Annotated in this window: 16 protein-coding genes; 4 read left to right on the top strand and 12 right to left on the bottom strand. The window is 72.9% G+C overall.

The window, feature by feature from the left end:
• Positions 1-6: 6 nt before the first annotated feature.
• From ACIQAC_RS07335 to ACIQAC_RS07310, 6 genes are all read right to left on the bottom strand, one after another.
• Positions 7-720 (bottom strand): sugar phosphate nucleotidyltransferase, encoded by a 714-nt coding sequence (locus tag ACIQAC_RS07335; protein WP_402187886.1) that lies wholly within the window; start codon positions 718-720, stop codon positions 7-9.
• A gap of 49 nt (positions 721-769) precedes the next feature.
• Positions 770-1,771, bottom strand: a complete 1,002-nt coding sequence (locus ACIQAC_RS07330) for a GDP-mannose 4,6-dehydratase (protein ID WP_402187884.1) — start codon at positions 1,769-1,771, stop codon at positions 770-772.
• A gap of 94 nt (positions 1,772-1,865) precedes the next feature.
• The gene (locus ACIQAC_RS07325; RefSeq protein WP_402187883.1) at positions 1,866-3,272 is read right to left on the bottom strand and encodes a hypothetical protein; all 1,407 of its coding nucleotides are present in this window, start codon (positions 3,270-3,272) and stop codon (positions 1,866-1,868) included.
• Positions 3,269-4,792, bottom strand: a complete 1,524-nt coding sequence (gene pelF / locus ACIQAC_RS07320; RefSeq protein ID WP_402187881.1) for a GT4 family glycosyltransferase PelF — start codon at positions 4,790-4,792, stop codon at positions 3,269-3,271. Before pelF ends, ACIQAC_RS07325 begins: the two co-directional genes overlap by 4 nt.
• Before the next feature lie 85 nt (positions 4,793-4,877).
• Positions 4,878-7,007 carry a hypothetical protein gene (locus ACIQAC_RS07315; RefSeq protein ID WP_402187880.1) on the bottom strand — a complete coding sequence of 710 codons (2,130 nt, stop codon included), beginning with the start codon at positions 7,005-7,007 and terminating at the stop codon, positions 4,878-4,880.
• Positions 7,008-7,442: 435 nt separating this feature from the next.
• A complete protein-coding gene (locus tag ACIQAC_RS07310; RefSeq protein WP_402187879.1) occupies positions 7,443-7,970 on the bottom strand; it encodes a hypothetical protein in 528 nt (175 codons plus the stop codon).
• 387 nt (positions 7,971-8,357) lie between these two features.
• Here ACIQAC_RS07310 and ACIQAC_RS07305 point away from each other — a divergent pair, with 387 nt between their 5' ends.
• Positions 8,358-10,412 (top strand): phosphocholine-specific phospholipase C, encoded by a 2,055-nt coding sequence (locus tag ACIQAC_RS07305; RefSeq protein WP_402187877.1) that lies wholly within the window; start codon positions 8,358-8,360, stop codon positions 10,410-10,412.
• Between the two features lie 12 nt (positions 10,413-10,424).
• Here the strand turns inward: ACIQAC_RS07305 and ACIQAC_RS07300 are convergent, their stop codons facing one another.
• Positions 10,425-11,390, bottom strand: coding sequence for a hypothetical protein (locus ACIQAC_RS07300; RefSeq protein ID WP_402187875.1), 966 nt, complete (start codon positions 11,388-11,390; stop codon positions 10,425-10,427).
• Positions 11,387-12,184 (bottom strand): phosphatase PAP2 family protein, encoded by a 798-nt coding sequence (locus ACIQAC_RS07295; RefSeq protein WP_402187874.1) that lies wholly within the window; start codon positions 12,182-12,184, stop codon positions 11,387-11,389. Before ACIQAC_RS07295 ends, ACIQAC_RS07300 begins: the two co-directional genes overlap by 4 nt.
• Positions 12,185-12,375: 191 nt before the next feature.
• Between ACIQAC_RS07295 and ACIQAC_RS07290 the strand changes: the two genes are divergently transcribed.
• On the top strand, positions 12,376-13,023 hold the full coding sequence (locus ACIQAC_RS07290; protein WP_402187872.1) for a TetR/AcrR family transcriptional regulator: 648 nt from the start codon (positions 12,376-12,378) through the stop codon (positions 13,021-13,023).
• A gap of 150 nt (positions 13,024-13,173) precedes the next feature.
• Here ACIQAC_RS07290 and ACIQAC_RS07285 read toward each other — a convergent pair whose 3' ends face one another.
• Positions 13,174-14,463 (bottom strand): DUF2510 domain-containing protein, encoded by a 1,290-nt coding sequence (locus ACIQAC_RS07285; RefSeq protein WP_402187870.1) that lies wholly within the window; start codon positions 14,461-14,463, stop codon positions 13,174-13,176.
• A gap of 109 nt (positions 14,464-14,572) precedes the next feature.
• Positions 14,573-16,429: a serine/threonine-protein kinase gene (locus tag ACIQAC_RS07280; protein ID WP_402187869.1), complete on the bottom strand. Its 1,857-nt coding sequence runs from the start codon at positions 16,427-16,429 to the stop codon at positions 14,573-14,575.
• Between the two features lie 327 nt (positions 16,430-16,756).
• Here ACIQAC_RS07280 and ACIQAC_RS07275 point away from each other — a divergent pair, with 327 nt between their 5' ends.
• A complete protein-coding gene (locus ACIQAC_RS07275; protein ID WP_402187867.1) occupies positions 16,757-18,703 on the top strand; it encodes an FHA domain-containing protein in 1,947 nt (648 codons plus the stop codon).
• A gap of 506 nt (positions 18,704-19,209) precedes the next feature.
• Here the strand turns inward: ACIQAC_RS07275 and ACIQAC_RS07270 are convergent.
• Both ACIQAC_RS07270 and ACIQAC_RS07265 read right to left on the bottom strand, forming a co-directional pair.
• Positions 19,210-20,379, bottom strand: coding sequence for an anhydro-N-acetylmuramic acid kinase (locus tag ACIQAC_RS07270; RefSeq protein WP_402187865.1), 1,170 nt, complete (start codon positions 20,377-20,379; stop codon positions 19,210-19,212).
• A 29-nt stretch (positions 20,380-20,408) separates the two neighbouring features.
• Positions 20,409-21,725 carry an MFS transporter gene (locus ACIQAC_RS07265; protein ID WP_402187864.1) on the bottom strand — a complete coding sequence of 439 codons (1,317 nt, stop codon included), beginning with the start codon at positions 21,723-21,725 and terminating at the stop codon, positions 20,409-20,411.
• 180 nt (positions 21,726-21,905) lie between these two features.
• Here ACIQAC_RS07265 and ACIQAC_RS07260 point away from each other — a divergent pair, with 180 nt between their 5' ends.
• Positions 21,906-24,596 (top strand): ATP-binding protein, encoded by a 2,691-nt coding sequence (locus ACIQAC_RS07260; RefSeq protein WP_402187863.1) that lies wholly within the window; start codon positions 21,906-21,908, stop codon positions 24,594-24,596.
• Positions 24,597-24,629 lie beyond the last annotated feature (33 nt).

Raw genomic sequence — 24,629 nt, 5'->3', positions numbered from 1 at the left:
GCGGGTTCAGGCTCCCTTGAGCAGCATCGGCTTGCGCGAGGTGAACTCGGCGTTCGCCCGGTCGTAGTCGTCCGGGCGGCCGATGTCCAGCCAGTAGCCGTCGAAGTCGTACGCGTGCGGCGGGCTCTGCTGGGCGAGCAGGTCGAGGACCAGCTCGTCGAAGCCCAGCGGCAGCCCCGCCGTGTACCCCTCCAGCGTGGACCGGGACAGCGCGTACACGCCCATGGAGACCCGGTAGTCGATGCTCGGCTTCTCGGTGAAGGCGACCACCCGGCTGTCGTCGGTGGTCAGCACCCCGAAGTCGATCCGGACCTTGCGGGCGTACGTCGCGATGGTCAGCCGGGCCTCGGACTCGCGGTGGCGGCGCAGCACGTCCGCGTAGTCGAGGTCGGTGAGGATGTCGCCGTTCATCACGAGGAACGTCTCGGGCAGCCGGTCGCGCATGGTGAGCAGCGGGCCCATGGTCCCCAGCGGGCTCTCCTCGGTGGTGTAGTCGACCGTCATGCCCCACTGGCTGCCGTCGCCCACATAGGCGCGGATGATCTCCCCGAGGTGTCCGATGGCTATGGTGCAGCGGGTGAAGCCCGCCGAGGCCAGCTGGCGCAGCACTATCTCCAGGATCGCGTGTTCGTCGCCGATCGGTACGAGCGGCTTGGGCAGCGCGGTCGTGTAGGGCCGCAGCCGGACGCCCTTGCCCCCGGCCAGGATCACAGCATGCATGGGACTCCTCCTTGGTGTCCTTCGTGTTCCTCGTGGACGTGCCGGTCGGTCAGATGTTGTAGATGCCGGTCTTGTAGCGGGCGAGGTTCGCCGGGTCGCGGAAGAACTCCACGGTCCGCGCGAGGCCCTCCTCCAGGGAGTGCGCGGGCTCCCAGCCGGTGGCCGCGGTGAGCCGGCTCGCGTCGCAGACCAGCCGCATCACCTCGGAGGCCGCCGGCCGGATGCGGGCGGTGTCCTCGCGCACGTCGAGGCCGGTGTCCATCACCTTGCCGATCAGCGTGACCAGATCGCCGACCGAGATCTCGCCGCCCGTACCGGCGTTGAAGGTGCGGCCCACCACCTGCGCGGCGGGCGCGGTGCCCACCGTCAGGAAGGCCTGCGCGGTGTCCTTGACGTAGGTGAAGTCACGGGTGGGGCGCAGGTCGCCGAGGGTGATCGTCCTTTCCCCGGCCGCCACCTGGCCGATGACGGTCGGGATGACCGCCCGCATCGACTGGCGCGGCCCGAAGGTGTTGAAGGGCCGCAGGGTCACCACCGGGGTCTCGAAGCTCGCGTGGTAGCTGTCGGCCAGCCGGTCGCCGCCCGCCTTCGAAGCGGCGTACGGGGACTGGGTGTTGATGGGGTGGTCCTCGGTGATCGGCACGGTCTGCGCGGTGCCGTAGGTCTCGCTGGTGGAGGTGTGCACCAGCCGGGGTGTGCCCAGCGCGCGGACCGCCTCCAGCACGTTGAGCGTGCCGGTGACATTGGTGTCCACATAGCTGTGCGGTGCCTGGTAGGAGTACGGGATCGCGATCAGCGCGGCCAGGTGGTAGGCCGTGTCGGCGCCTTCGAGGAGGCCGCGGACCGAGCCGGGGTCCCGGACGTCGCCGAGCACGATCTCGACCTGGTCGAGCACGTCCGGCGCGAGCGTCTCCAGCCAGCCGTAGGAGGAGAAGGAGTTGTACTGCGCCATGGCCCTCACCCGGTGCCCGGCGGCGACCAGCGCCTCGGTCAGGTGTGAGCCGATGAATCCCTCGGCTCCGGTGACGGCGGCGAGCGGTGCGGTGGTCAACTCGGTTCCTTCCGTTGAGTGGTGCTTCCTTGAGCGGGATGGGGCGGTGCCCTGTCCGGCCCGGGCGGCCTCGCGCCCGGGCCGGACCGGTCGGTCAGGCGTGCCGCGCGGGCCGTCCCAGCAGGTGCAGCACGCACCCGGTGAGCCACAGGGCGGCCGCGCCCGTACACAGGGCGAGTACGTCGGCGCGGGGCAGCGGGCCGAGAACGGTGAGCGCGCCGGCCGTGCCCGCGGCGGCGGCACACACCACGGCGGGCGGCCAGGCCACGCCGAACGCCTGGAGCAGCAGCGCGGTCCACAGGGCCGCCGCGAGCAGCAGCAGCGGGGCCGGGGCCGACCCGGTGAGCAGCGCGGCCGGGACGAGGGGCAGCAGATAGACGCCGAGACAGAGCGCGAGGACACCCGCCGACCAGAGCCGGAACGCGGCCGGTGTGCCCGTTCTGCGCAGCGCGGCCACCGACAGCCCCCGGTACCGGTACAGCAGCCACTCGGCGGGCCCCATGCTCACGGTCAGCGCGATCACCGCGTACGGGTCCTCGCGGCCCGCGAGCAGCACCAGCGCGCCGGCGGACAGCCCGAACATCCCGTACGGCAGCGACGCCAGCAGGGACGGGCGGACCGCTCCCTGCGCCGGGTCCGCGGCCAGGGCGGTACGCAGGGTCCAGCCCGCCGCCGCGACCGAGCCGAGCAGGGCGAGCAGCGGCAGCCCGGCCCGCAGCACGGTGCCGGGCTCCCACCACGGCAGGACGGCGGCCCCCGCGATCAGCGGTGCGAGGGCCGCCAGCAGCAGCCGTTCACCGCCCAGCACCAGCAGCACACCCGCCGCCGCGAGATACAGCGACTGGACGCCCGAGGCGAGTGCCGCCGTGGCGGAGCCGGTGACGAGCGCGCCGGCGCCGGTCGCGACGGCGGCGCCGAGCGGGGCGCCCCTGAGCAGGGTGCGGGCCGCCTCCCGCCGCCCCGAGGTCATCCGCACGAAGGCGCGGTGGCCGAGCGCCTGGCCCCAGGCCCACGAGAGCAGACCGGCCACCACGAGCCCGGTGACCGCGCGTTCGGCGTCCCACAGCGGGGCGGTGAGCAGATAGCCCAGGCCCGGCAGGGCGAACAGGGCGCCGCGCAGCGCGCACCGGACGTGGTCCGGGCGCCAGGGATCGGCGGCCGGCGGGGGTTCGGGGAAGGTGCGCGGCACCCGCTCGTACAGGGCGCGGGCCAGGGAGAAGAGGTTCGGGTGCCCGTACCGCTCCCTGATGACCTCGGCGGTCAGCCCCTCCGACTCCAGCAGCGCGGCGACCTCGTAGGGGTGGACGGCCGGGCCGATCCGGTCGGCCAGTTCCGCGGCGAGCGAGTCGACCGCCGCGTGGTCCCCGCCCCAGCGCGGCTGACGCAGGCTCAGGGTGCGCTCCACGTCCCGGCGCAGCCGGGGCGCGCTGTCCTCGGCCAGCCGCAGGGACAGGGTGTCGCCCTGCGAGCCGTCCGGCTCCAGGGCCATGGGTCCGCTCATCCGGCCAGGCTCCCCGTCCCGGCGACGGCCCCGACCTGCGCGCCGACCGGTGCCGTCCGGGGCTGCGGGGTGCGGATCCGGCCGTGGGCCGACAGCTCCAGATAGATCGAGCGGAACGTTTCGACAGTCTGGCGCAGGGTGAACTGCTCGATCACCCGGGCCCGCGCGGCCTCGCCCATCGCGCGCCGGCGCGCCGGGTCGGCGAGCAGCTCCAGGGCGGCGGCGGCCATCCGGGCCGGGTCGCGCGGTGGCACCACGAGCCCGGTGTCCCCGACCGCCTCCCGCACCCCGCCGACATCCGTGGAGACGGTCGCCCGCCCGCACGACATGGCCTCGATCAGGGTGAACGGGAACCCCTCGCTGATGCTGGAGAGCATCACCACGTTCCCCGCCGCGTAGGCGTCCTTGATGTCGTCGACGCGGCCCTCGAACGTGACCGCGTCGGCGTGTCCGAGGTCGGCGGCGAGCTTCTCGCAGCGCTGCCGGTAGGCCTCGCCGCCCCGGGGCGTGCCGCCGAACAGCCGCAGCCGCGCGGCCGGGAGGCGGTCCCGGACCAGCGCGAAGGCGCGGATGAGGGACTCCAGGTCCTTGATGGGGTCGACCCGGCCCGCCCAGCTGAGGGTGGGGCTCTCCGGCTCGGGCCCGGCGGGCGGGAAGGCGCCGGGGTCCACGCCGTTGTAGACGGTGCGGATCGCGGCGGGCGCGGCGCCGCCCTGCTCCTCCCACAGCCGGTTGTAGCGGTTGCCGGGCGTGATGAGCGCCGCCCGGCGGTAGGTCTCCTCGGCCAGCAGCCGGAAGAAGCCGAGGATCAGCGCCTTCACGGGCCAGCGGTAGGGGGCCGTGCGGTAGCCGAGGTAGCGCTCGCGCAGATAGACGCCGTGCTCGGTGAGCAGCAGCGGGACACCGTGCCGGTCCAGGGCGGCCAGGCCCGGCAGGACGGCCACGCCGCCGCTGACCGCGTGCGCCACGCCGTGCTCGGGCGGCGGTGTCGCCAGCGGCCGCAGGGCGTGCTCCAGCAGGGCCGTCGCGGTGAGGGCGTCGTGCAGGGTCGGGCGGGCCTCACGCACCGTCAGGCCGGGGCGGTTCCACAGGGCGGCGAGCACGGTGATCGCCCGGTCGCCGCGCAGGAACGGGCTCAGTACACCGTCGGCCGCGGCACGCGCCATCGTGTACAGGGCCGGGGCGAACCCGGACTCCGCCCGGGGGTCGAGCAGGGCGGCGAGGAACGACTCGTAGGCCTCCGCGAGGTGGCGTTCGGAGCGTCCCCGGGGCGGGCGGCCGGGCGGCGGCGCACCCCACATGGGGACGGAGACGACCCGTCGCACATGCGAGGGGACGTCCCAGGCGAGCGCCTCGCGTCCGGTGCCGGTGACGGCGACGACCTCGAAGTCGAGGTCGGGCATTCCGGTGACGAGCTGGTCGCACCAGACGCTGACTCCGCCGTGACTGTGCGGATAGGTGCCTTCGGTGAGCAGCGTGACGCGCGTGCCGGAGCGGCGCGCACTGTCGTGAACGTGCATGGTGTGGGCTCCACGGCCGAGGTCGGTGGCGGGCTGACCGGGGTCCGGCCGCCAGGGGCGGCCGGACCCGTCGTGCGGGCCGAGCTCAGTCCTCCGGGACGAACGGCACCTGCTCGCGCGCTCCGGCGGGCACCGTGGTCGGGGGAGTGGTGGAGGTGGTGGCGGACGCCGGGGCGTTCGCCGCGGGGGCGGCCGGGGCGGCCGGCAGGGTCAGGTCCAGCGGCTGTCCGGCCGAGGCGGTCCAGCCGGAGGCCGCTCCCGCGTAGGCGCTCCCGAAGGCGGTACCGCCGCCCGTGGTGCCGGTGGGCATCGTCGCGGTGACGAAGACACCGCTGGGCGCGTCGACGGTCACCGTGTCGCCGACCCGGTAGGCGGTCACCTGGCCGGCGTCGAGCGCCGCGTCCCAGGCCACCCGCCGCTGCATCTCGACGCCGACGTCCTTCTGCCGCAGGTTGACGATCGGGGTGTCGGCCGCGAACAGGGCGTCGTACCCGTCGATCACACCGTCGAGCACCGGGTAGGCGATCCGGTCCTCGGCCAGGTTCGACTGGTGGATGAAGTGCGGCTTGGGGTCGTTGGACAGGACGTGGCCGAGGGCCGTCCTGGTCTCCAGCGGCACGATGTACCCGGCGTACCCGGTGGCCGTGTCCAGCGGGGCGGCCAGACAGGTCGAGGTGGCGGGGTTGTCCTCGCAGATGCCGCTGCCGCCCTGGGCCCGGCTGGTGTAGATCCAGTTGTACTCGTCGACCTGCTCGGCCGCGCGGCCGGCGTTGTAGAAGACGTTCATCGGGTGGCGCGAGACGGTGGCCGCGGGGCCGACCTGGCGCTGAACCGGGTCACGGGAGGAGTCCGAGGCGAGCCACTTCACGCCGTTGTCGGTGAGGGCGGGCGCCAGGTTGGGGTTGTCCGTGGGCTGCTGCGGCAGGATCCGCAGGCCCGAGTGCTCGCCGGTGACCAACTCGCTGTTGTCCAGCGGGAGTCCGTTGGTCTCGCCCCAGACGCGGTTGTTCGCGATCTCGTCGGAGATCTCGTTCCGGCTCACCCACTTGGTGCTGCCGTCGGCGTTGGTGGCGCACTTCCACGGCACGACGGTGACGTCCTGCTCGCAGCCGAGGTAGGGGTGCGAGTAGGTGTGGTTGACCCAGCGGAACTCGTTCCGGTCGGCGAGCAGCGCGTCGGCGAGCTGGTCGACGCCGTTGTTGTCCTCGCGCTGGTTCACGCTGTCGGCGCCGTTGTACACCATGTCGAGCGTGAAGTCCTGGTCGCTCTGCCACTGCACGGCGTGGTCCACGTCGGCCGGCGTCATCCGGATCGGGTTCGCGACGCCCTGGCCGGGCGGGCAGTCGATGTCCCCGGGGGTGCAGTTGAGGGTGGAGTCCCAGCGGTCGTCGGCGCCGAAGACGTCGTCGACGTGCACGGCGAAGTAGTTGCGGGACGCGCCCAGGTGCACTCCGCCGGTCATCCACTCGACGATGCCGCGGGCCAGCAGCCGGAACTGCTGCTGGTACTGGTTGTAGACGAACGTGACGACGAGTTCACGGCGGCCGTCGTGCCGGTACTCGCCGACGAGGGAGCCCTTGGTGGCCCGCCCCGGGATGGCCGCCTGGACGTACGGGGTGAAGTCGGCGCCCGGCACCGGCTGTGAGAGGTAGGCGTAACTCTCGCCCACGGTCGGGGAGTTGTCCTCGAACGGGACGGAACCCTCCAGGTAGCCGAAGGGTCCCGCGGCGCCCGCGTCGGTGACCTCGGCGGTCACGCCGTCCACGCTCCCGGCGTAGCCGGTGGCGCCGATCGGGTACTGGAGGCCGGCCTCGGGACGCGCGTAGGTGTACGCGTCGACCTGGGGGATCGCGTAGGTCCGCTCGTAGGTGGCGAGGGCCGTCATCTCGGCGGAACCGGCCGCGAACGGGTTGTCGTTGGGCAGCACCACGGCCTGGAACTTCGCCCGTGGGACGCCGTCCACGGTGTCGGCGAGGAAACCCGCGTCGATCACGGGCCGGCCCGGGGCGTTGAGGTCGATCTCGGTGTACGGCGTTCCCGTCAAGTCGAGTTCGGCCGCGATGGCGTCCGTCGACGGCCCCCCGTCGCTGACGATCAGGACCCGCAGATCGATGCGGGGTGTGGCCGCGTCGGCCTGGGCCGTGGCCGCCGGAGCGGCCAGCGAGGCTATGAGCGCGCTCACGGCCAGCGCGGTGGTGCGGATGGTCTGTCTCATGCGGTGATGTGGTCCTCTCCCCGGGCAGGGGTGAGCACCGCTCCCGCGCGGAGCGGACCACCCCCAGCGTCGCGCCACGCCCCCCTCAGACGTCAGTCGGCGACGCGTTCGCCGCAACCATGGTGATGTTCTTGTGTAGCTTTTGTGGTCCAGGCGCGAAACGTGACGGAAAAGTGCAGGTGTCGAGTGAGTTCGAAACCTGTGGGTCACCGGTGGGAAACGGATGAGCCGGGCGCGTCTTGAGGCGATCTGTCCCCTCTGTGCCCTGGTCCAAGGCCCGGCGACGGCCGTCAACCGCCCGTAGACGACTGTTTGTTGACGAGTGGATCGGCCTTTGGGTTGCTCGCGTGTACGTCTGGTTTCGGACGGTTCACAGCGCGCCGCGGGCATACGAAAGGCGGCCGGCGGGTCGCCGGCCGCCCCGAAGTCTGGTTGTCAGGCGCAGAGAACCCGGGTCTCGGGGGTGAAGACCGGGCCACCACTGGTGCTCGTGGTGTCGCTGAACTCGGCGTAGTAGTACGAGTAGAAGCCGATGTTGCCGTTGCAGCCGGAGTCGGCGGCGACCTGGAGCGTCAGGGTCACGGTCCGGCTCTGGCCGGGCGGGATGGTGGCGCCGTAGTTGGTGCCCAGGTTGGCCGGGCCGGTGCCGGAACACGGGACGGCGCCGGCGTCGGTGGCCAGGCTGCACCCGGTGAAGCTGTACTTCAGGTCGGGCCGCTGGGTGGTGAGCCAGGTCGGCTCGATCGTCTGGTACACGAACCAGACGTCGTACGTCTGGTTGTTGGTGAGCGTCATGGACAGGTTCACCGTGCCACCGGGCGTGGTGGTGGCGGCGCTGGTGCTGAACGTCAGGTCGGCCGGAGCGGCCGGGGCGGCGCTTGCCTGCGGCGTCAGGCCGAACAGCGCGAGGGCCAGAGCAAGGACGGAGGAGAGGCCGAGGCGTCTCAGCAAGGGTGATCGCATGGCCACGGAGGCTAGGCAGCGGGTGCCCGCACCGTCAGTACTACGTCGGGCCGGTGTGCCGCCGGACGGCTGAAAGTGCATGATCCGTGAAGAACTTGTGAGGCCGCCTTCACGGACGGCCGGGAGACCGATCCGCGCACCACAGCGCCGGAGCGGGGCGCGAGCGCCGGACGGGCGGGGCCGCCCCGCGCGGCGGGAGTGCGCCGACGCGGAATTGGCGAGTTTCCCACCGCTCACCCCCGTATGACCACACCTCGCGTACCTCGGACTTTCACATCAGGGTCACTGCACCCTTCCCTGACGTTTGGTGCTCTTGGAACACTCCTTCCGCGCGCAATGTGCCAGTTCGGCCGGTCGAAACACATCAGTACGAGAGGTGCCTCACCCATGCCCGAAGTCAATCGGCGCAAATTCCTCCAGATAGCGGGCGCGACCACCGCCTTCTCCGCGCTGTCCAGCAGCATCGAGCGCGCGGCAGCGCTCCCCGCCCACTACCGCAAGGGCACCATCGAGGACGTCGAGCACATCGTCGTCCTGATGCAGGAGAACCGGTCCTTCGACCACTACTACGGCAAGCTCCGCGGCGTCCGCGGCTTCGGCGACCCGCGCCCGGTGAACCTCGACAACGGCAGGTCGGTGTGGCACCAGGCCCAGAGCGGCGGCGAGGAGATCCTGCCGTTCCACCCGGAGGCCGACGACCTCGGCATGCAGTTCCTGGAGGGCCTCCCGCACGGCTGGACCGACGGCCAGCACGCGTACAACGGCGGCAAGTACGACAAGTGGCTGCCCGCCAAGGGCACCACGACGATGGCATACCTGACCCGCGAGGACATCCCGTTCCACTACGCGCTCGCCGACACCTTCACCGTCTGCGACGCCTACCACTGCTCGTTCATCGGCTCCACCGACCCGAACCGCTACTACATGTGGTCCGGTCACACCGGCAACGACGGCAAGGGCGGCGGCCCGGTCCTGGGCAACGACGAACTGGGCTACGACTGGACGACCTACCCCGAGCGCCTGGAGGCGGCGGGCGTCTCCTGGAAGATCTACCAGGACATCGGCGACGGCCTGGACGCGGCCGGCAGCTGGGGCTGGATCAACGACGCCTACCGCGGCAACTACGGCGACAACTCGCTGCTGTACTTCAACAAGTACCGCAACGCCAAGGCCGGCGACCCCTGGTACGACAAGGCGCGCACCGGCACCGACGTGAAGAACGGCGACGGCTACTTCGACCGGCTCGAAGCCGACGTCAAGGCCGACCGGCTGCCGCAGATCTCCTGGATCGCCGCCCCCGAGGCCTTCTCCGAGCACTCCAACTGGCCGACGAACTACGGCGCCTGGTACATCGCGAAGGTCCTCGACGCGCTCACCTCCAACCCGAAGGTCTGGGCGAAGACGGCCCTGTTCATCACCTATGACGAGAACGACGGCTTCTTCGACCACGTGGTGCCGCCGCTGCCGCCGAAGTCCGCCGCGCAGGGCAGGTCCACCGTCGACGTCTCGCTCGACCTGTACCCGGGCGACAGCAACCGCCCGGCCGGCGCCTACGGCCTCGGCCCGCGGGTGCCGATGCTCGTCGTCTCACCGTGGAGCAAGGGCGGTTACGTCTGCTCCGAGACCCTCGACCACACCTCGGTCGTGCGGTTCATGGAGCGCCGCTTCGGCGTCGAGGAGCCCAACATCTCGCCCTGGCGGCGCGCGATCTGCGGCGACCTCACGGCCGCGTTCGACTTCTCCCGCAAGGACACCAGGCCCGCCCGGCTGCCCGACACCGACGACTACGAGCCGCCGGACCGCGTACGGCACCCGGACTACAGCCCGACGCCGCCCGCCGACCCGGACATGCCCAAGCAGGAGCGCGGACTGCGCCCGTCCCGCCCGCTGAAGTACGCGCCCCTTGTGGACGGTTCGGCGGACCCGGCGGCCGGGAAGTTCACGCTGAGCTTCGCCTCCGGCGCCAGGGCCGGTGCAGCCTTCCTGGTCACGTCCGGCAACCGCACCGACGGCCCCTGGCAGTACACCACCGAGGCCGGCAAGAGCATCTCGGACACCTGGAACTCGGCGTACTCGGGCGGCGCGTACGACCTGACCGTGCACGGCCCGAACGGCTTCGTGCGTGTCTTCAAGGGCCCGGGCAAGCAGGCCGGCCCCGAGGTCACCGCCCGCCACCACGGCGACGACATCGAGCTGACCCTCACCAACCGGGGTTCGGCCACGGTCACCCTCAGGGTCGCCAACGGCTACGGCGGCCGCCCGAAGAGCGTGAAGCTGCGGGCCGGCGCCAGGACCCGGCTCACCGTGGACCTGGAGCGCAGCCGCCGCTGGTACGACGTGACGGTCACGTCCGGGTCCGACCCCGCGTTCCTGCGCCGCTTCGCCGGCCACGTCGAGAACGGCCGCCCGGGTGTGAGCGACCCGGCGATCATCACCGAGTAGGCGACCGGCCGCTCAGTGTGCCGTCAGGTGCCCCGGACCGGAGAGCGGCTCCCGGGGCACCGGCGATACGGGTTGTACCTCCGGTGTCCTGAGCGGCGCCGGTGAGGCGGGCCGCGGGATCACGGTGACCGGCAGGTCCGTGACCTTCGCGGCCGCCGTCTCCCGGGTGGAGCGGGACAGCAGGACCACACCCCACGCCGCCAGCCCGGCGCCCACGAGGGCGAGCAGGATGCCGGCCGGGCCGCCCTGGAAGCGCTCGCCCAGCAGGCTCACGCCGATCACCGCGGCGGCCACCGGGTTGGCCAGCGTGACCACCGCGAGCGGTGCGCCCAGGCCACCTCGGTAGGCGACCTGCGACAGCAGCAGCCCGCCGCCCGCGAAGGCCGCGACGAGCAGGGCCACGCCGATCACCTGTCCGCTGAGCAGCGGCCCGGTGCGGTCCGTCGCGGCCACCGTCACCGTCTGGGTGAGCGCCGAGGCCACGCCGGAGGCGAAGCCGGACGCGGTGGCGTGCCGCAGCCCCGGCCGGGTGCCGGGACGGCACAGCACTCCGATCGCCAGCGCCGTCGCCCCGGCGACCAGCAGTGCCTCGGACCCGCTCAGCACATCGTCGGGGGCGGGCCCCGACGCGGTCACCAGGAGCGCGGCGAGACCGGCCAGCGTGAACGCCGTACCCCGCCACTCCGTGCCGCTCACCCGGCGGCCCGCGAGCCGCGCGCCGAGGGGCACCGCGGCGACCAGGGTGAGCGCCCCCAGCGGCTGGACGACGGTCAAAGGCCCGTACTTGAGGGCCACCACGTGCAGCAGCGCGGCGCCCGCGTTCAGCAGTACCGACCACCACCAGGCGCTCCGGCCGAGCAGCCGCAGCAGACCGGTGCCGGGGGAGCGGGCGGCCAGCCGCTCCTGGGCGACGGCCGCGGCGGCGTAGGCGACGGCGGAGAAGAGCGAGAGGACGACGGCGACGACCGCGGCGTTCACCGGCCCGCTCCGACCAGTGCCTGGTCCTTGGCGGGCACCCGGGCACCGGCCGCGCGGCCCGCCGGCGTGACGGTCCGGCGCGGGGCGTGCAGCACGGCGAGCGCGATGCCCAGCAGGGCGGCGGCCACCACGGCGTCCAGCCAGTAGTGGTTGGCCGTGCCGACGATCACCGTCAGGGTGAGCAGCGGGTGGAGCAGCCACAGCCAGCGCCAGCGCGACCGGGTGGCGGCGATCAGGCCGACGGCCACCATCAGGGCCCAGCCGAAGTGCAGGGAGGGCATCGCCGCGAACTGGTTCGACAACTGGTCGGTCTGCGGCGGCCCGTAGACCGAGGGGCCGTAGATCCGGGCCGTGTCGATCATGCCGGTCTCCGTCAGCATCCGCGGCGGCGCCAGCGGGAACGTGAGATGCAGCACGAGCGCGGCGCCGGTGACGGCGGCGAGCACCCGGCGCGCCCACACGTAGTGCGCGGGGCGGCGCAGGTACAGCCAGACCAGGAAGGCGGCCGTGGCCGGGAAGTGGACGGTCGCGTAATAGGTGTTGGCGATGTGCACCAGCGTGTCGCCGTGCAGCAGCAGGGACTGCACCGAGTCCTCGTCGGGCAGCCGCAGCGCGCGCTCCCAGTCCCACACGGAGTGGGCGTTGTGGAAGGCCTCACCGGTGTGGCCCGTCGCCAGTTGGCGGCCGAGTTTGTAGACGAGGAAGAGCCCCGCGACGAGCAGGAGCTCACGGAGTATCGGCGGACGTCCGGGTGGGTCGGACTCCACTGGAGAAGGCTCGGCCGGTGTGTTCATCCCCCGTGCCCCTTCGCTGACGACGCTTGCATATGGCATCGATACTGCTTCGTACCGAAACGCCAGTGTACCGATACGGTCGGGTACCGGTACACTGGCGTATCGATGGCGTTCGGCACACTCGGGTGGGAAAGCCCGGGTGCGGCCGGGACCCAGGCCCGTTCAGCGCGAAGAGGCGAGGAGAAGAGCCCATGACGTCGCAGGCCGCGGACCGACCGGAGACGGTTGGAGCCTCGAGCCGCTCCAAGCTGACGCCCGAGCGTGAGCAGGAGTTCTTCGACGCCGTGATCGAGCAGCTCCGCGAGTGCGGATACGACGCGGTCACCATGGAGGGCATCGCGGCGAGCACGCGGTGCAGCAAGTCCACGCTGTACCGGCAGTGGAAGACCAAACCGCAGTTCGTGGCGGCGGCGCTGCGCTCCAACCGGCGCGTGCGCTTCGCCGGCATCGACACCGGCTCGCTCGCCGGGGACCTGTGCGAGGCCGCGCGGGCCGCGGGGGACATCTCGGTCCACGACACCCGGCTGTTCCAGGCGCTCGGCCACGCCTTCGTCCAGGACGAGGCGCTGGCCCGCGCGCTGCGCGAGGCGATCGTCGAGCCCGAGATCACCGCGCTGGAGAACATCCTGCGGCGCGGTGTGGAGCGCGGCGAGGTACCCGCGGGGCATCCCGCGCTGGAGTACGTGCCGGCGCAGATGTTCGGCGTCCTGCGCGCCAGGCCGGTGCTGGAGGGCGCGGACGCGGACCCGGACTATCTGGTCCGGTTCGTGGAGGCCGCCGTGCTGCCCGCGCTCGGACTCACCGCCACCACAAGACCCAGGCCGCCGTCCGACGCATGACCGGACGGTGACCTGACCGCGCCGCACCGTGGGGACGGGGGCGGCGCGCACCCCCCGGCCGGGTGGGGTTCCTCTTGAGCGGAGAGGCGCCCCACCCGGCCGACTGGTTCACGGGGTGTCGCGGGGGTGTCGCTACGACAGGGGGGCCGGTCAGATGTCCTGGCCGCTGCCGCCGCCCGAGGACGCCTTGATGCCCTTGGTGATCTCGTCGATCACACTCTGCGGCTGGTCCGCGTCCACCCCGAAGCGGACCACGACGAGCTGCTCCGGATTGGCGGGCGAGGGGAAGACCAGCGACTCGACGATGCCGTCCGCCCCCTTGCTGGTGACCGCCTTCCAGCGGACCTTCCAGCCCTTCTGCCCGGCCACCGTCACGGCCTCCGACGAGAGCTCCTCGTGCGAGGTGATCTTGCCGTAGGTGGTGCCGCCGTAGGACTCCTCGGCGTTGGCCTCGATGTCCGCCTTCGCCACCGCCTCCGGCGTCGAGCCCTCCGTGCCCAGCGCGATGGCGGGCGCCGAGTACGCGCCGCCCTTCGTGCAGGACTTGGACGTGTCGCCCGGGCAGTCGTAGGTGTCCTCGGAGGTCACCTGGGCGCCGACCGTCATGCCCTGACCGGTCCAGCCCTCCGGCACCGGCATGCTGATCGCGTTCACCGGGTCCGGGACGGTACCGCCGCCCTCGACCGGCGGCGGCGTCGACTGCTGCGGCGCGGGCGACTCGCCGCCCTCACCGCCGCCCCCGCCCGGCCCGCCGAACGGACCGCCCGGACCGCCGGACCCCTGCGGGCTCGGGCTCTGGGTGCTGCCCGCGGTGTCGGAGCCGGTGCCGCTGTCGTTCGTCAGCGCGTACACACCGACCCCGATGCTCGCCAGGACCGCCGCGGCGACCCCGACCGCGACACCGGTCCGCAGCCGGCGCCGGCCACCGGCCGGGGGCTGCCCCGGATACCCGGGATAGCCGGCCAGGTACTCCGGCTGCCCCGGATAGCCCGGGTGGCCCGAGGGATCCGCCGCGGACGGGTACACGGGGCCGCCGGGCCGGCCCGGGTGGACCGGAGCGCCCGGCTGGCCGGGATACGCCGGGAAGGCCGTCTGCGTCGGATGCTGGGCCGGATCCTGCGGCGCCGCTGGAGCCGCGGGCGCCGCCTGGTCCGGGGCCCGCGGGTCCGGTTCCGCGGACGCCGCCGGACTCTCCGCGGTGGAGGCCGGGGAGGCCGGGGAGGGGGCCGAGTCGGCCGGTTCCGGCGTGGCCTCCGGCGTGATGTCGGCCGGCGGTTCCCCGGCGGCAGCCGGCTGCCCCGGGGGACCCCACGCGGCGGCCGGGCCCGCCGGACGGGTCTGTTCCGTCCATGCCTTGCCGTCCCACCAGCGCTCGGTGGGCGGACCGTCACTTGTCTGCCCGGGGTCGGGATACCACCCGGGAGGAGTCACCTGCGTCATGACCCAACCGTATGAGGCATCTGTGAAAGCGGGATGAGAGGGACCGGTCGGACTTCGCCAATCCCACTCAGGGAACTGTCAGGAGCCGTGCCTGGCGTCAAGGTGTCCCTCAGCTTTCGCAGGTGATCGAGAAGGCCACGGCCTCGGAGGTGGCCGCGAAGGGCTCCCGCAGCTCGACGCCGATCCTGCTGTTCAGGGTCCCGGCCTCGGAGTACGTGGTGAGCCGTACGGTGTCCTGCTCCCGTTCGTCCCCGCTGTCCCCGACCGACAGCAGCCTCCAGTGCGGGTCGACCAGCGAGCCGTCCTCGGAGACCCAGCGGAAGGAGACCTGCGTCGGCTCGTCGGAGGTGAAGGTCGCGGTGAACGTGGGCGCCTGTCCCTCGGACGGCGGACACGCCCCCGAGTACGTGGTGTTCGTACCGGCCACGCCCACCTGTAGCCCCTGCCCGCCGGTGTCCTGCGCCGCCTGCCCGGTGCCGCCGGTGGCGGCCGGGTCCTTGTCACCGCCCTCGTCACCGCCTCCGGCCAGGGTGTAGGTCACCCCGCCGATCACCGCGAGGGCGACGACGGCGGCCGCCAGGATCAGGACCGGGCGGGGCCTGCGGCGGGCGGGGGTTTCGCCGTGGGCGGGGACGGGGTCGGCGGGCGGGGTGGGGGGAGTGTGGGGAGCGGGGGAGGTGTGGGGGACGGGTGCTGCTGGTACTGGCGTACGTGGTGCGGCCACGTGGGTGGCCGTTTCCTCCACCGCGGGCGCGGCGACGGTCGACCCGGTATTGGCCGCCGTCGTCCCCGACTCCGTTGTGGTCCCCCCGGGTTGGTCAGCTGTCGTAGCGAACCCGGTGCTCGCCGTCTCCTCGTGGCCCCCGACGGTGGCCGTATCCGCGGTGGTCCGGTCCGTTGCGGTCAGTGAGCCGACCTCCGTCGCCCCACCGGCCGTTGGCGTCACCTCAGTCACCTCAGTCACCTCAGTCACCTCGGTCACCTCGGTCACCTCCACCTCGGTCACCGCCGTCTCCGTCAGCGCGGTCACCGTGGGGTTCGTCACGGCGAGACGCGGGTCCGTCGGCCGGTTCGTGACGGCGGGCGCGCTGTCCGCGGGTTCCGCGCCGGTGGCCGGCGCCGGTTCGCCGGTGATCCGCTCCAGCGCGGTGGCGACCTCGGCCCCGGAGACACGGTCGGCCGGCTCCTTGCGGAGGAGCCCCTCGATGACGGGGGTGAGGGGGCCGGCGCGGCGCGGGGCGGGGAGTTCGGCGTCGACGACCGCGCGCAGGGTGTTCAGGGCCGTGTCACGGCGGAAGGGGGAGGTGCCCTCGACCGCGGTGTACAGCAGCACGCCGAGGGACCACAGGTCCGACTCGGGGCCGGACGGGCGGCCCAGGGCGCGCTCCGGCGGCAGGTACTCCGGGGAGCCGACGAGCTCACCGGTCATCGTCAGGTTCGAACTGCCCTCGACCATGGCGATGCCGAAGTCGCTGAGGACGACCCGGCCGTCGTCGGCGAGCATCACGTTCGCGGGCTTCACGTCCCGGTGCTCGACACCCACGGCGTGCGCCGCGAGCAGCGCGGCGAGCACCTCGGCACCGATCCGTGCCGCGTGCCGTGCGCCGATCGGACCCTCGGCCTTGAGGAGTTCACCGAGCGACCGGCCGCGGATCAGCTCCATCACGACCCAGGGGCGGCCGTCGTCCACGGCCACGTCGTGCACGGTCACCACCGAACGGGCGCTGATCCGGGCCGCCGCCCACGCCTCACGCTCCAGACGCCGGTACATCCGGGCCACGTTGGCCTCCGACATGCCGACGGGAGCGCGGACCTCCTTGACCGCCACCTCCCGGCGCAGGGTCTCGTCACGGGCGCGCCACACCGTGCCCATGCCGCCCTCACCGAGACGCGACAGCAGGCGGTAGCGGCCGGCTATCAGCGGCCCACCCTCTGGTTCTCCCGGTGTGGTCTGCTCGTTGTGCATCAGGGCGCTTCTCCCTCTCCGGTGCGGTGCGCGGCGGTGCGCGGGCATGGCACTCGAACACTACGTTCGGGCGAGGCCCGGCGGTTCCGCGAGGGGTCCGTAATTTCGCGGCGGGGCAGGGGAGTTCTCCCGAACGCTCCTGGTACGCGCGCGACCGAAGTTGTCGGGACATGGTGGAAACCGAACCGCATGCCGCCACGTGTTGTCCTTTGCGGGCCTGGACAGGGACACGATCGGCCACCGAGGATGGGCCCGTTTTCCGCTGCCGGCGCTGGACCGGCGTAACCGGAATCAATCGAAAGGCGTGACGAGTTGCCATCGGTCATCGTGGGGCGCACGGGTCCCTTCGCGGGACAGAGCGTGGTCCTGGGGGACGCCCCCCTCACCTTCGGGCGCAAGAGCGACAACGGCGTCGTGATCGTGAGTCAGCGGGCCTCACGGCTGCACGCGGAGATAGTCGTGGAGGACGCCGGCTACGTCCTGCACGACCGCGACAGCCGCAACGGCACCTTCGTCAACGACCAGCGGATCACCCGGCACGTGCTGCGCCCCAACGACCTCATCCGGATCGGTGAGGAGACCTTCCTCTACGAGGCGCAGGACGCCCTGGAGACGGTCATGGACCTCTCCCTCCTCGACGCCCCCCGCGTGGACACCAGCGACCCCGGCGTCCTGCGGGTCACCGTCACCGGCGGTGGTCCGGTGGGTCTGGCCTTCGCGCTGTCCCTGGAGGAGTCGCTGCGCGGACGGGTCGCCGTCACGGTGTACGACGGGCGCTGGACGCGCAAGGGCTCCGCGGTCGTCTGGAAGGACGAGACGGACGGCAACGTACGGCGTCAGCAGGTCGTCACCGTGCAGAGCCGGCAGTACCTCGCGCTCTCCGACGAGGTGCGCTCGGCGCTCTTCGACGACGACGCGGCCTTCTCCGAGATGTGGCCGCTGGGACCCGACTCCGTCGAGGGCCGGCCGCCCCGCAACATCCGTATCGCCTACATCGAGGACCGGCTCCTGGCGCTGGCCAACACCCGGCGGGGCATCCGGCTCGTCCCGAACCGCTTCGACCCCGAGGAGCAGGGCCGGCTCGCGCAGGAGCACGTCCTGGTCATCGCCGAGGGCGGGCGGTCCCGTACCCGGGAGTTCTACGCCGACCGGTTCGGCGCGGCCGACGCCTCGATCTACTCCCTCGACGGCGAGCACCTCCAGGACTTCGTCCTCGGCCTGCGTGTCAAGTCGCGGCTGTCGGACCCGATGAGCGTGCTGCTGACCGTCTCGCAGAACCGCTTCCTGCTGAACTCCCTGCGCGGCGAGGGCTTCCTGAACATGCGGCTCACGCGCGAGGAGGCCAAGAGCGTCATCGGTATCGACCCGGTCCGCCAGGTCTTCGAGGAGTGCGTCGCCGCGCGCCCCTGTCTGATGACCCGCGAGGAGGACGGCAACGAGTTCCGCTGTCCGACCCACGGGACGCTCTTCCTGCCGGCGCTGCTGCGCAGTTCGCCGCTGTGGAAGGAGATCCTCCAGGGTCTGAACCTGTTCGGGGTCCCCGAGGCCGACCTGTCCGCGATCACCTCGTTCCGGCTGGACATGGTGCAGCGGCCCCGGTTCACGGCCCAGCTCACGCCGCCGACCGCGACGGCGCCGGGTACCTACGGCTTCCTTCTCGGCGACGCGGCCAACGCCATCCACTTCTGGCCTGGGCGCGGGCTCAACAGCGGGCTGGCGTCCGCCACTTCGCTCGCCCGGTCGCTGAGCCGCACCTGGCAGGGGAGGGCGCTGCGGGACGCGGACTTCATCCGGCACGAGGCGGCCATGTCCATGCTTCAGTACCGGCACAAGAGCCGTGCGTGGAACGCCATGGTCACCACGGACGAGCAGGGTGTCACCCGGGCCATCAAGGACGTCATCGCGGCCAGCACGGATGCGCCGGGCGCGGTGTCGGCCCGCCCCGACCTCGACGACCTCCTCGACCGGATGTCCGCCATCCGTGAGCGCCTGGCTCCGCGACTGCCGGGTATGCCGACGGACGACGAACTCCGCGACCATCTGACTTCCGTCGCGCCCGGCACCCTCCGCACCCTGCGGGAGAGTGGCGCCTGGGACACGCTGATCGTCGGCGGCGAGGAGGCTGACATCGACCTCTTCTACCGCAACGACGCCCCGGTCTACGTCCCCCGCCAGCCCGACCCCCGCACGGTCCCCCCGGCCGGCGTCCCCCAAGAGGCCCTCCCCCTCAACCCCTACGACGCCACGAGCCCTCCGGGAGCGGTAGCCCCATAACGCGGGGTGTGCGGCTGCGGGTGGGTGGGGGCCGATCGCGCAGTTCCCCGCGCCCCTGGCGGCGTCACGGAGCCGGGGCGGACATGGACATCTGCGGCTGAGTGGGGGCTCGTCGCGCAGTTCCCCGCGCCCCTGGCGGCGTCGCGGGGGCCCGGCACACCCCCGCACCCCACACCCGATGCCTCCCAAAAACGCCCCCCACCTTCCCCCCGCCGGCCCCGGCACCCACCCAAGGGGCGCGGGGAACTGCGCGACCAGCCCCCACTGACCCGCAGATGCCCACCTGTCCACGCCGGGTCCGGCATCCCACCCAAGGGGCGCGGGGAACTGCGCGACCAGCCCCCACTGACCCGCAGATGCTCCCTGTCCACGCCGGCCCCGGCAACGCACCTAAGGGGCGCGGGGAACTGCGCGACGAGCCCCCACGCACCCGCAGATGCTCCCGATCCCCGCCGGGCAAGGGGCGCGGGGAACTGCGCGACCAGGCCCCACTCACCCGCACACGATCAACCCGCCCCGCCCTCGATGACCAGGCGCCTCGGCGCGCGACCCCCCGGCGGGGGGAACCGCAAGGCGTGCGTGCCCGGTGTGATGGAACCCAGCACGCTGGGATGCCGAGCCCCCGTGCTGACAGGAAACGCCCCCGGCAACCCGTGAACCGTCAAGAACCCCAACACCGCGAACGCGTACGCCTCCTTCGCGTCAGAAGGCAACCCCCACACGTCCGACCGACGTACCAACACCCCCGGCAGACACTCGCCGAGCATCGACACAAGGGCCGGATTACGCGTACCCCCACCCGACACAAGCACCTCCGTCGCCCCCACCCCCCGCACCGCATCCGCAACCGTCCGAGCCGTAAGCATCGTGAGCGTCGCGATCACATCCTCGGCGGACAGGGTGCCCCCCACCCCGGCCAGCGCATCCCGCAGATACCCGGGATGGAACAACTCCTTCCCGGTGGTCCGCGGCGCGGAAAGCGCGTAGTACGGCTCGTCCAACAGCCGCCCCAGCAACACCTCATGCACCCGCCCCCGCGCAGCGAGCCGCCCGTCGACGTCGTACGACAACCGCCCCCCGCTGAACCCCCGCGCCGCCGCGTCGATCAGCGCACACCCGGGCCCGGTGTCGAACGCCGTACCGTCCGGCGCCGTGAGGTTCGCGATCCCGCCGAGATTGAGCGCGACCGGCACCCCCTCCCGCCCCCGCAGCCACAGCAGATCCACCAGGCTGACCAGCGGCGCGCCCTGCCCGCCCGCGGCGATGTCGCGTGGCCGGAAGTCGGCGACCACCGGCAGCCCCGTCGCCTCCGCGATCCACGCGGGCTGCCCCAGCTGCAACGTCCCGTGCACCACCCCACCCTCCACCCAGTGGAAGACGGTCTGCCCGTGCGAGGCCACCAACTCGCCCCGCCCACCGCACAGTTCACGGTCCGCCCGGACGGCCGCCGCCGCGAAGGCCTGTCCGATCCGGGTGTCGAGCCGGCACACGTCGGCCATCGACACCACCCCGGGCGGCAGCGCCGCCGCGAGCGCCGCCCGCAGCTCGTCGTCGTAGGCGTCGCTCACCATCCCGAGCGGCCGCAGCACCAGCGTGTCCCCGTCGAGCCGCAGCTCGGCCGCCGCCGCGTCGATGGCGTCGTACGACGTCCCGGACATCAGCCCGATCACCCGCATGGACGAACCTCCGTTCACCCCGCCCCCACTCACCCGGCCTCCCCGCGCACCGCGCCCGCCACCGCGGGCACGGTCGCCAGCGCCAGCACACTCACCGCGCAGGTCGCGGCAGCGTAGTACGCCGGAATGTCCGCGTTCCCGGTGCGTTCGACCGTCTCGGTGATGACGAGCCCGGCACAGCCGGAGAAGACGGCGTTGGACAGGGCGTAGGCGAGACCGAGGCCGGTGTAGCGGACCGTGGTCGGGAACATCTCCGCCAGCATGGCCGGACCCGGCCCCGCCATCAGCCCCACCACGGCACCGGCACAGAACACCGCCAGGCCCCGCACACCGGCGGACGTACCGGTGTCCTGGAGCAGATCCAGCAGCGGCAGCGCGAGGACCACCACCAGCACCGCCCCCGTCAGCATCACCGGCCTGCGCCCGATCCGGTCGCTCAGCAGCCCGGCCGGCAGGATCGTCACCGCGAACCCGAGGTTGGCCAGGACCGTGGCGATCAGCGCCTGCTGGAAGCTCGCGTCCAATGTGTTCTGGAGATACGACGGCAGCACCACCAGGAAGGTGTAGCCGGCCGCCGCCCACCCCATGATCCGCCCGGCGCCCAGGGCGATCGCCCCGGCCACCTCCCGCCCCGGCGGACGTACGGCCGCCAGCGTCCCGGAAGAGGCCCGCTCCCGGCGGAACTCCGGCGTCTCGTCCAGCCGCAACCGCAGCCACAGCGCGCCGGCCCCCATCGGCGCCGCCAGCAGGAACGGCAGCCGCCAGCCCCACGACTGCACCTGGGACTCCGTCAGCGCGGTCGCCACGACCGCCGCCACCCCGGCCCCGCCGAGCAGCCCCAGCGCCACCGTGAACGACTGCCACGCCCCGTACAGACCCCGGCGGCCCGGCGGCGCGGACTCCGTCATCACCGCCACCGCCCCACCGAACTCCCCGCCCGCCGACAGCCCCTGAACCACCCTCAGGAACGTCAGCAGCCACGGCGCGAGGGCCCCGGCCGCCGCGTACGTCGGCAGCAGCCCGATCAGCGTTGTCGCGCCCGTCATCAGCGAGACCACCAGGATCAGCACCGGCCGCCGCCCGATCCGGTCGCCGAGCCGTCCGAACACGGCCGCCCCGACCGGCCGGAAGAAGAACGCCAGCGCGAACGACGCGTACGTCCGCACCAGCGCCTCCGCCTCGCTCCCGCCCTCCGGTGTGAAGAACCGGGCGGCGATCACGGTCGCGAAGTAGCCGTAGACACCGAACTCGTACCACTCGATGAAGTTGCCGACCGAACCCGCGAGCAAGGCCCTTACACCCGGCCGGTCCGCGTCCGTCCCACGTTTGCGGAAAGTCTGCTTCATCCCAGGGCTGTTGACCGTGCAACCGTCACGCAAACCCCGGTCAGCGGCCCGGCGCGTCGCCCCGGCGCGACCCGGTTCACCCGACCCGGCAGGAGCTGCCGGGACCCACCACCACGGGGCACGCCGGACGGCTACGCTCAAGCTCTGTACGTCGTTCGGGCGACTTGGGGAGGTAGCGGGATGACGGAGGTACGGCCCACGGCGGCCGCCTCGGCTCCCCTGTGGGAGCGCGACGTGGAAGTCGCCGCCCTGCGGCGGGCGGTGGAAGGTCTGCGCACCGACGGCTCCCCCTCCGGCAGTCTGCTGGTGTTCACGGGCGAGGCCGGACTCGGCAAGACCGCTCTGCTGGCCGAGACCCGCAGGATCGCCGAGGCCCGCGGCTGCACCGTCTGGTCCGCCCGTGGCGGCGAGACCCTCAGGTCGGTGCCGTTCAACGTGCTGCGCCAGCTGTTGCAGCCCGCGCTGGTCTCCCTGCTGCCGGAAGAGGCACGGGACTACCTCGGCGACTGGTTCGACATCGCCGGCCCCGCCCTCGGCATCACGGAACCCGGCGAGCGCCACGCCGACCCGCAGGGTGTCTGTGACGGCCTGGTCGTCGCCGTGCGCCGGCTCGCCAAGCGGGACTGGCCGCTGGTCCTGCTGATCGACGACGCCCACTGGGCCGACCAGGAGACCCTGCGCTGGCTCGCCGCCTTCGCCGCGCGCCTGGAGGACCTGTCCGTGCTCGTGGTGGTCGCCCGCAGGCCCGGCGAGGTCAGCGGCGACAGCGCCGAGCTCCTCGACACCGTCGCCGAACTGGGCGACCAGGTCACCAACCTGAGCGCGCTCACCCCGGACGCCACCGCGGGACTCACCCGCGCCACCCTCGGCGAGCACGCCGACCCCGCTTTCTGCCGCGAGGTCTGGGCGGTCACCGCGGGCAACCCGTACGAGACGGTCGAGCTCCTCGCCAAGGTCCACGACAGCGAACTCGACCCCGTCGAGTCCTCCGCGAGCGAACTGCGCGCCCTCAACCGCTCCGCCCGCGGCGGCGGACTCGTCGCCCGCCTGGAGGGCCTCGGCATAGACGCCACCCGGTTCGCCTGGGCGGCCGCCATCCTCGGCACCGACATCTCCGTCGACCTCGTCGCCCAGCTCGCCACCATGAGCCACGACGACGCCCTGCGCTGCGCCGAACTGCTGCGCAGCGCCCGCATCCTCACCGCCCCGCAACCCGCCGGCGCCGAACCGGCCCCCGGCGACCTGGAGTTCGTGCACCCGCTGATCGCGTCGGCCGTCTACAACTCCATCCCGGACGCGCTGCGCACCGCCATGCACGGCATCGCCGCACAGGTCGTCACCGACTCCGGGCTCGGCGCCGCGGCCGCCTCCCGGCATCTGCTCCAGGTCCACCCGGACGACGACGCCGAACTCGTCGACCAGCTCCGCGAGGCCGGCCGCGAACATCTCGCCGTCGGCGCCCCGGACGCCGCCCGCCGCTGCCTGGAGCGCGCCCTGAAGGAGCCGCCCCGGCCCGAGGTGCACGCGCGTGTGCTCTACGAACTCGGCTGCGCCACCCTGCTCACCGCGCCCGCCACCACCATCGGCCACCTCCAGACCGCCCTCGCCATGCCCGGCCTCGACGGCGACGAACGGGTCGACGCCGTCTTCCGCCTCTCCCAGGCGCTCCTCCACAACGACCAGCTGGAGCACGCCGTGCGCACGGTCGAGGCGGAGGCCGCCCGGCACCAGGACGGCCCGGCCCGGATGCGGCTCCAGGCCGTGCAGTACATGTGGGAGGGCATCTACGGCGAGGCCGCCACCCCCGGCCGGTCCGACCGGCTCGCCGCGCTCGCCCGTACCTGCACCGGCCGCGACAACTCCGAGCGCGCCCTGCTCATCCTGCGCGCCTTCGACGCCATGACCCACGGCGAGAACGCCGAGGAGGTCGTCGAACTCTGCGACCGCGCCCTCGTCAACGGCCGGCTCGCGCCCGGCCTCGGCTGGACCGACACCGAGTGGGGTGTCGAACTGCTGATGATGCTGGGCAGCAGCTACGCCTACGCCGACCGGCTGGACCGCGCCGAGAGCCTCTTCGCCGAGGCCCTGCGCGTCTACACCACGTCCGGCTGGAGCGGCGGCCACCTCGCCCTGGCGCACGCGTTCCTCGGACTCGCCTACCGCAGACAGGGCCGCCTCAAGGACGCCGAGGCGGTGCTGCGCGAGTCCCTGCGCATCGCCGAGCGGGTCGGGCGCGGCCTGCCGCTGTACTGGTCGGCGAGTTGCGGACTGGTCGACACCCTGCTGGCGCGCGGCCATGTCGCCGAGGCCTGGGCCACCGCCGAGGAGTACGGCTTCGCACCGCCGTACCCGTCGACGATCGTGCTGCCCGACACCCGCTCGGTGCGCGGCCGGCTGCTGATCGCCGTCGGCCGCACCAAGGACGGGGTCAACGAGCTGGAGTCCGCCGAGAAGGCGGCCGCGGCCCGCGGCGGACACAACCCGGTGCTCGCGCCCTGGACGGTGGATCTCGCCCTGGCGCTCGCCGCCGAGGACCCGGTGCGGGCCGCCCGGCTCGCCTCCGACGCCCGCCGCCAGGCCGAGCGCTTCGGCACGGACACCGCGATCGGCGAGGCCCTGCGCTGCGCCGCCGCACTGGAGACCGGCCAGCGCCGGGTGAGGCTCACCGCGCAGGCCGTCGCCTATCTGGAGGCGTCACCCTGTCAGTACGAGCACGCGGCGGCCCGGATCGAGCACGGTATCGCCGCCCGCTCCGCCGCCGAACTGGGCCGCGGTCTCACCCTGGCCCGCTCGTGCGGGGCGGACGGCCTGGTGCAGCGCGGTGAGGCGGCCCTGGAGCGCCTGGACGCACCGAGCGGCTTCCCCGTGTAGCCGCGCCGCGGTCGGAGGGAACAACCGGCGGGG

Source organism: Streptomyces sp. NPDC088387, from assembly GCF_044753385.1.
Classification (GTDB): Bacteria; Actinomycetota; Actinomycetes; order Streptomycetales; family Streptomycetaceae; genus Streptomyces.
The sequence above is the reverse complement of the archived record's forward strand: the minus strand, read 5'-3'. Positions and strand labels throughout refer to the sequence as shown.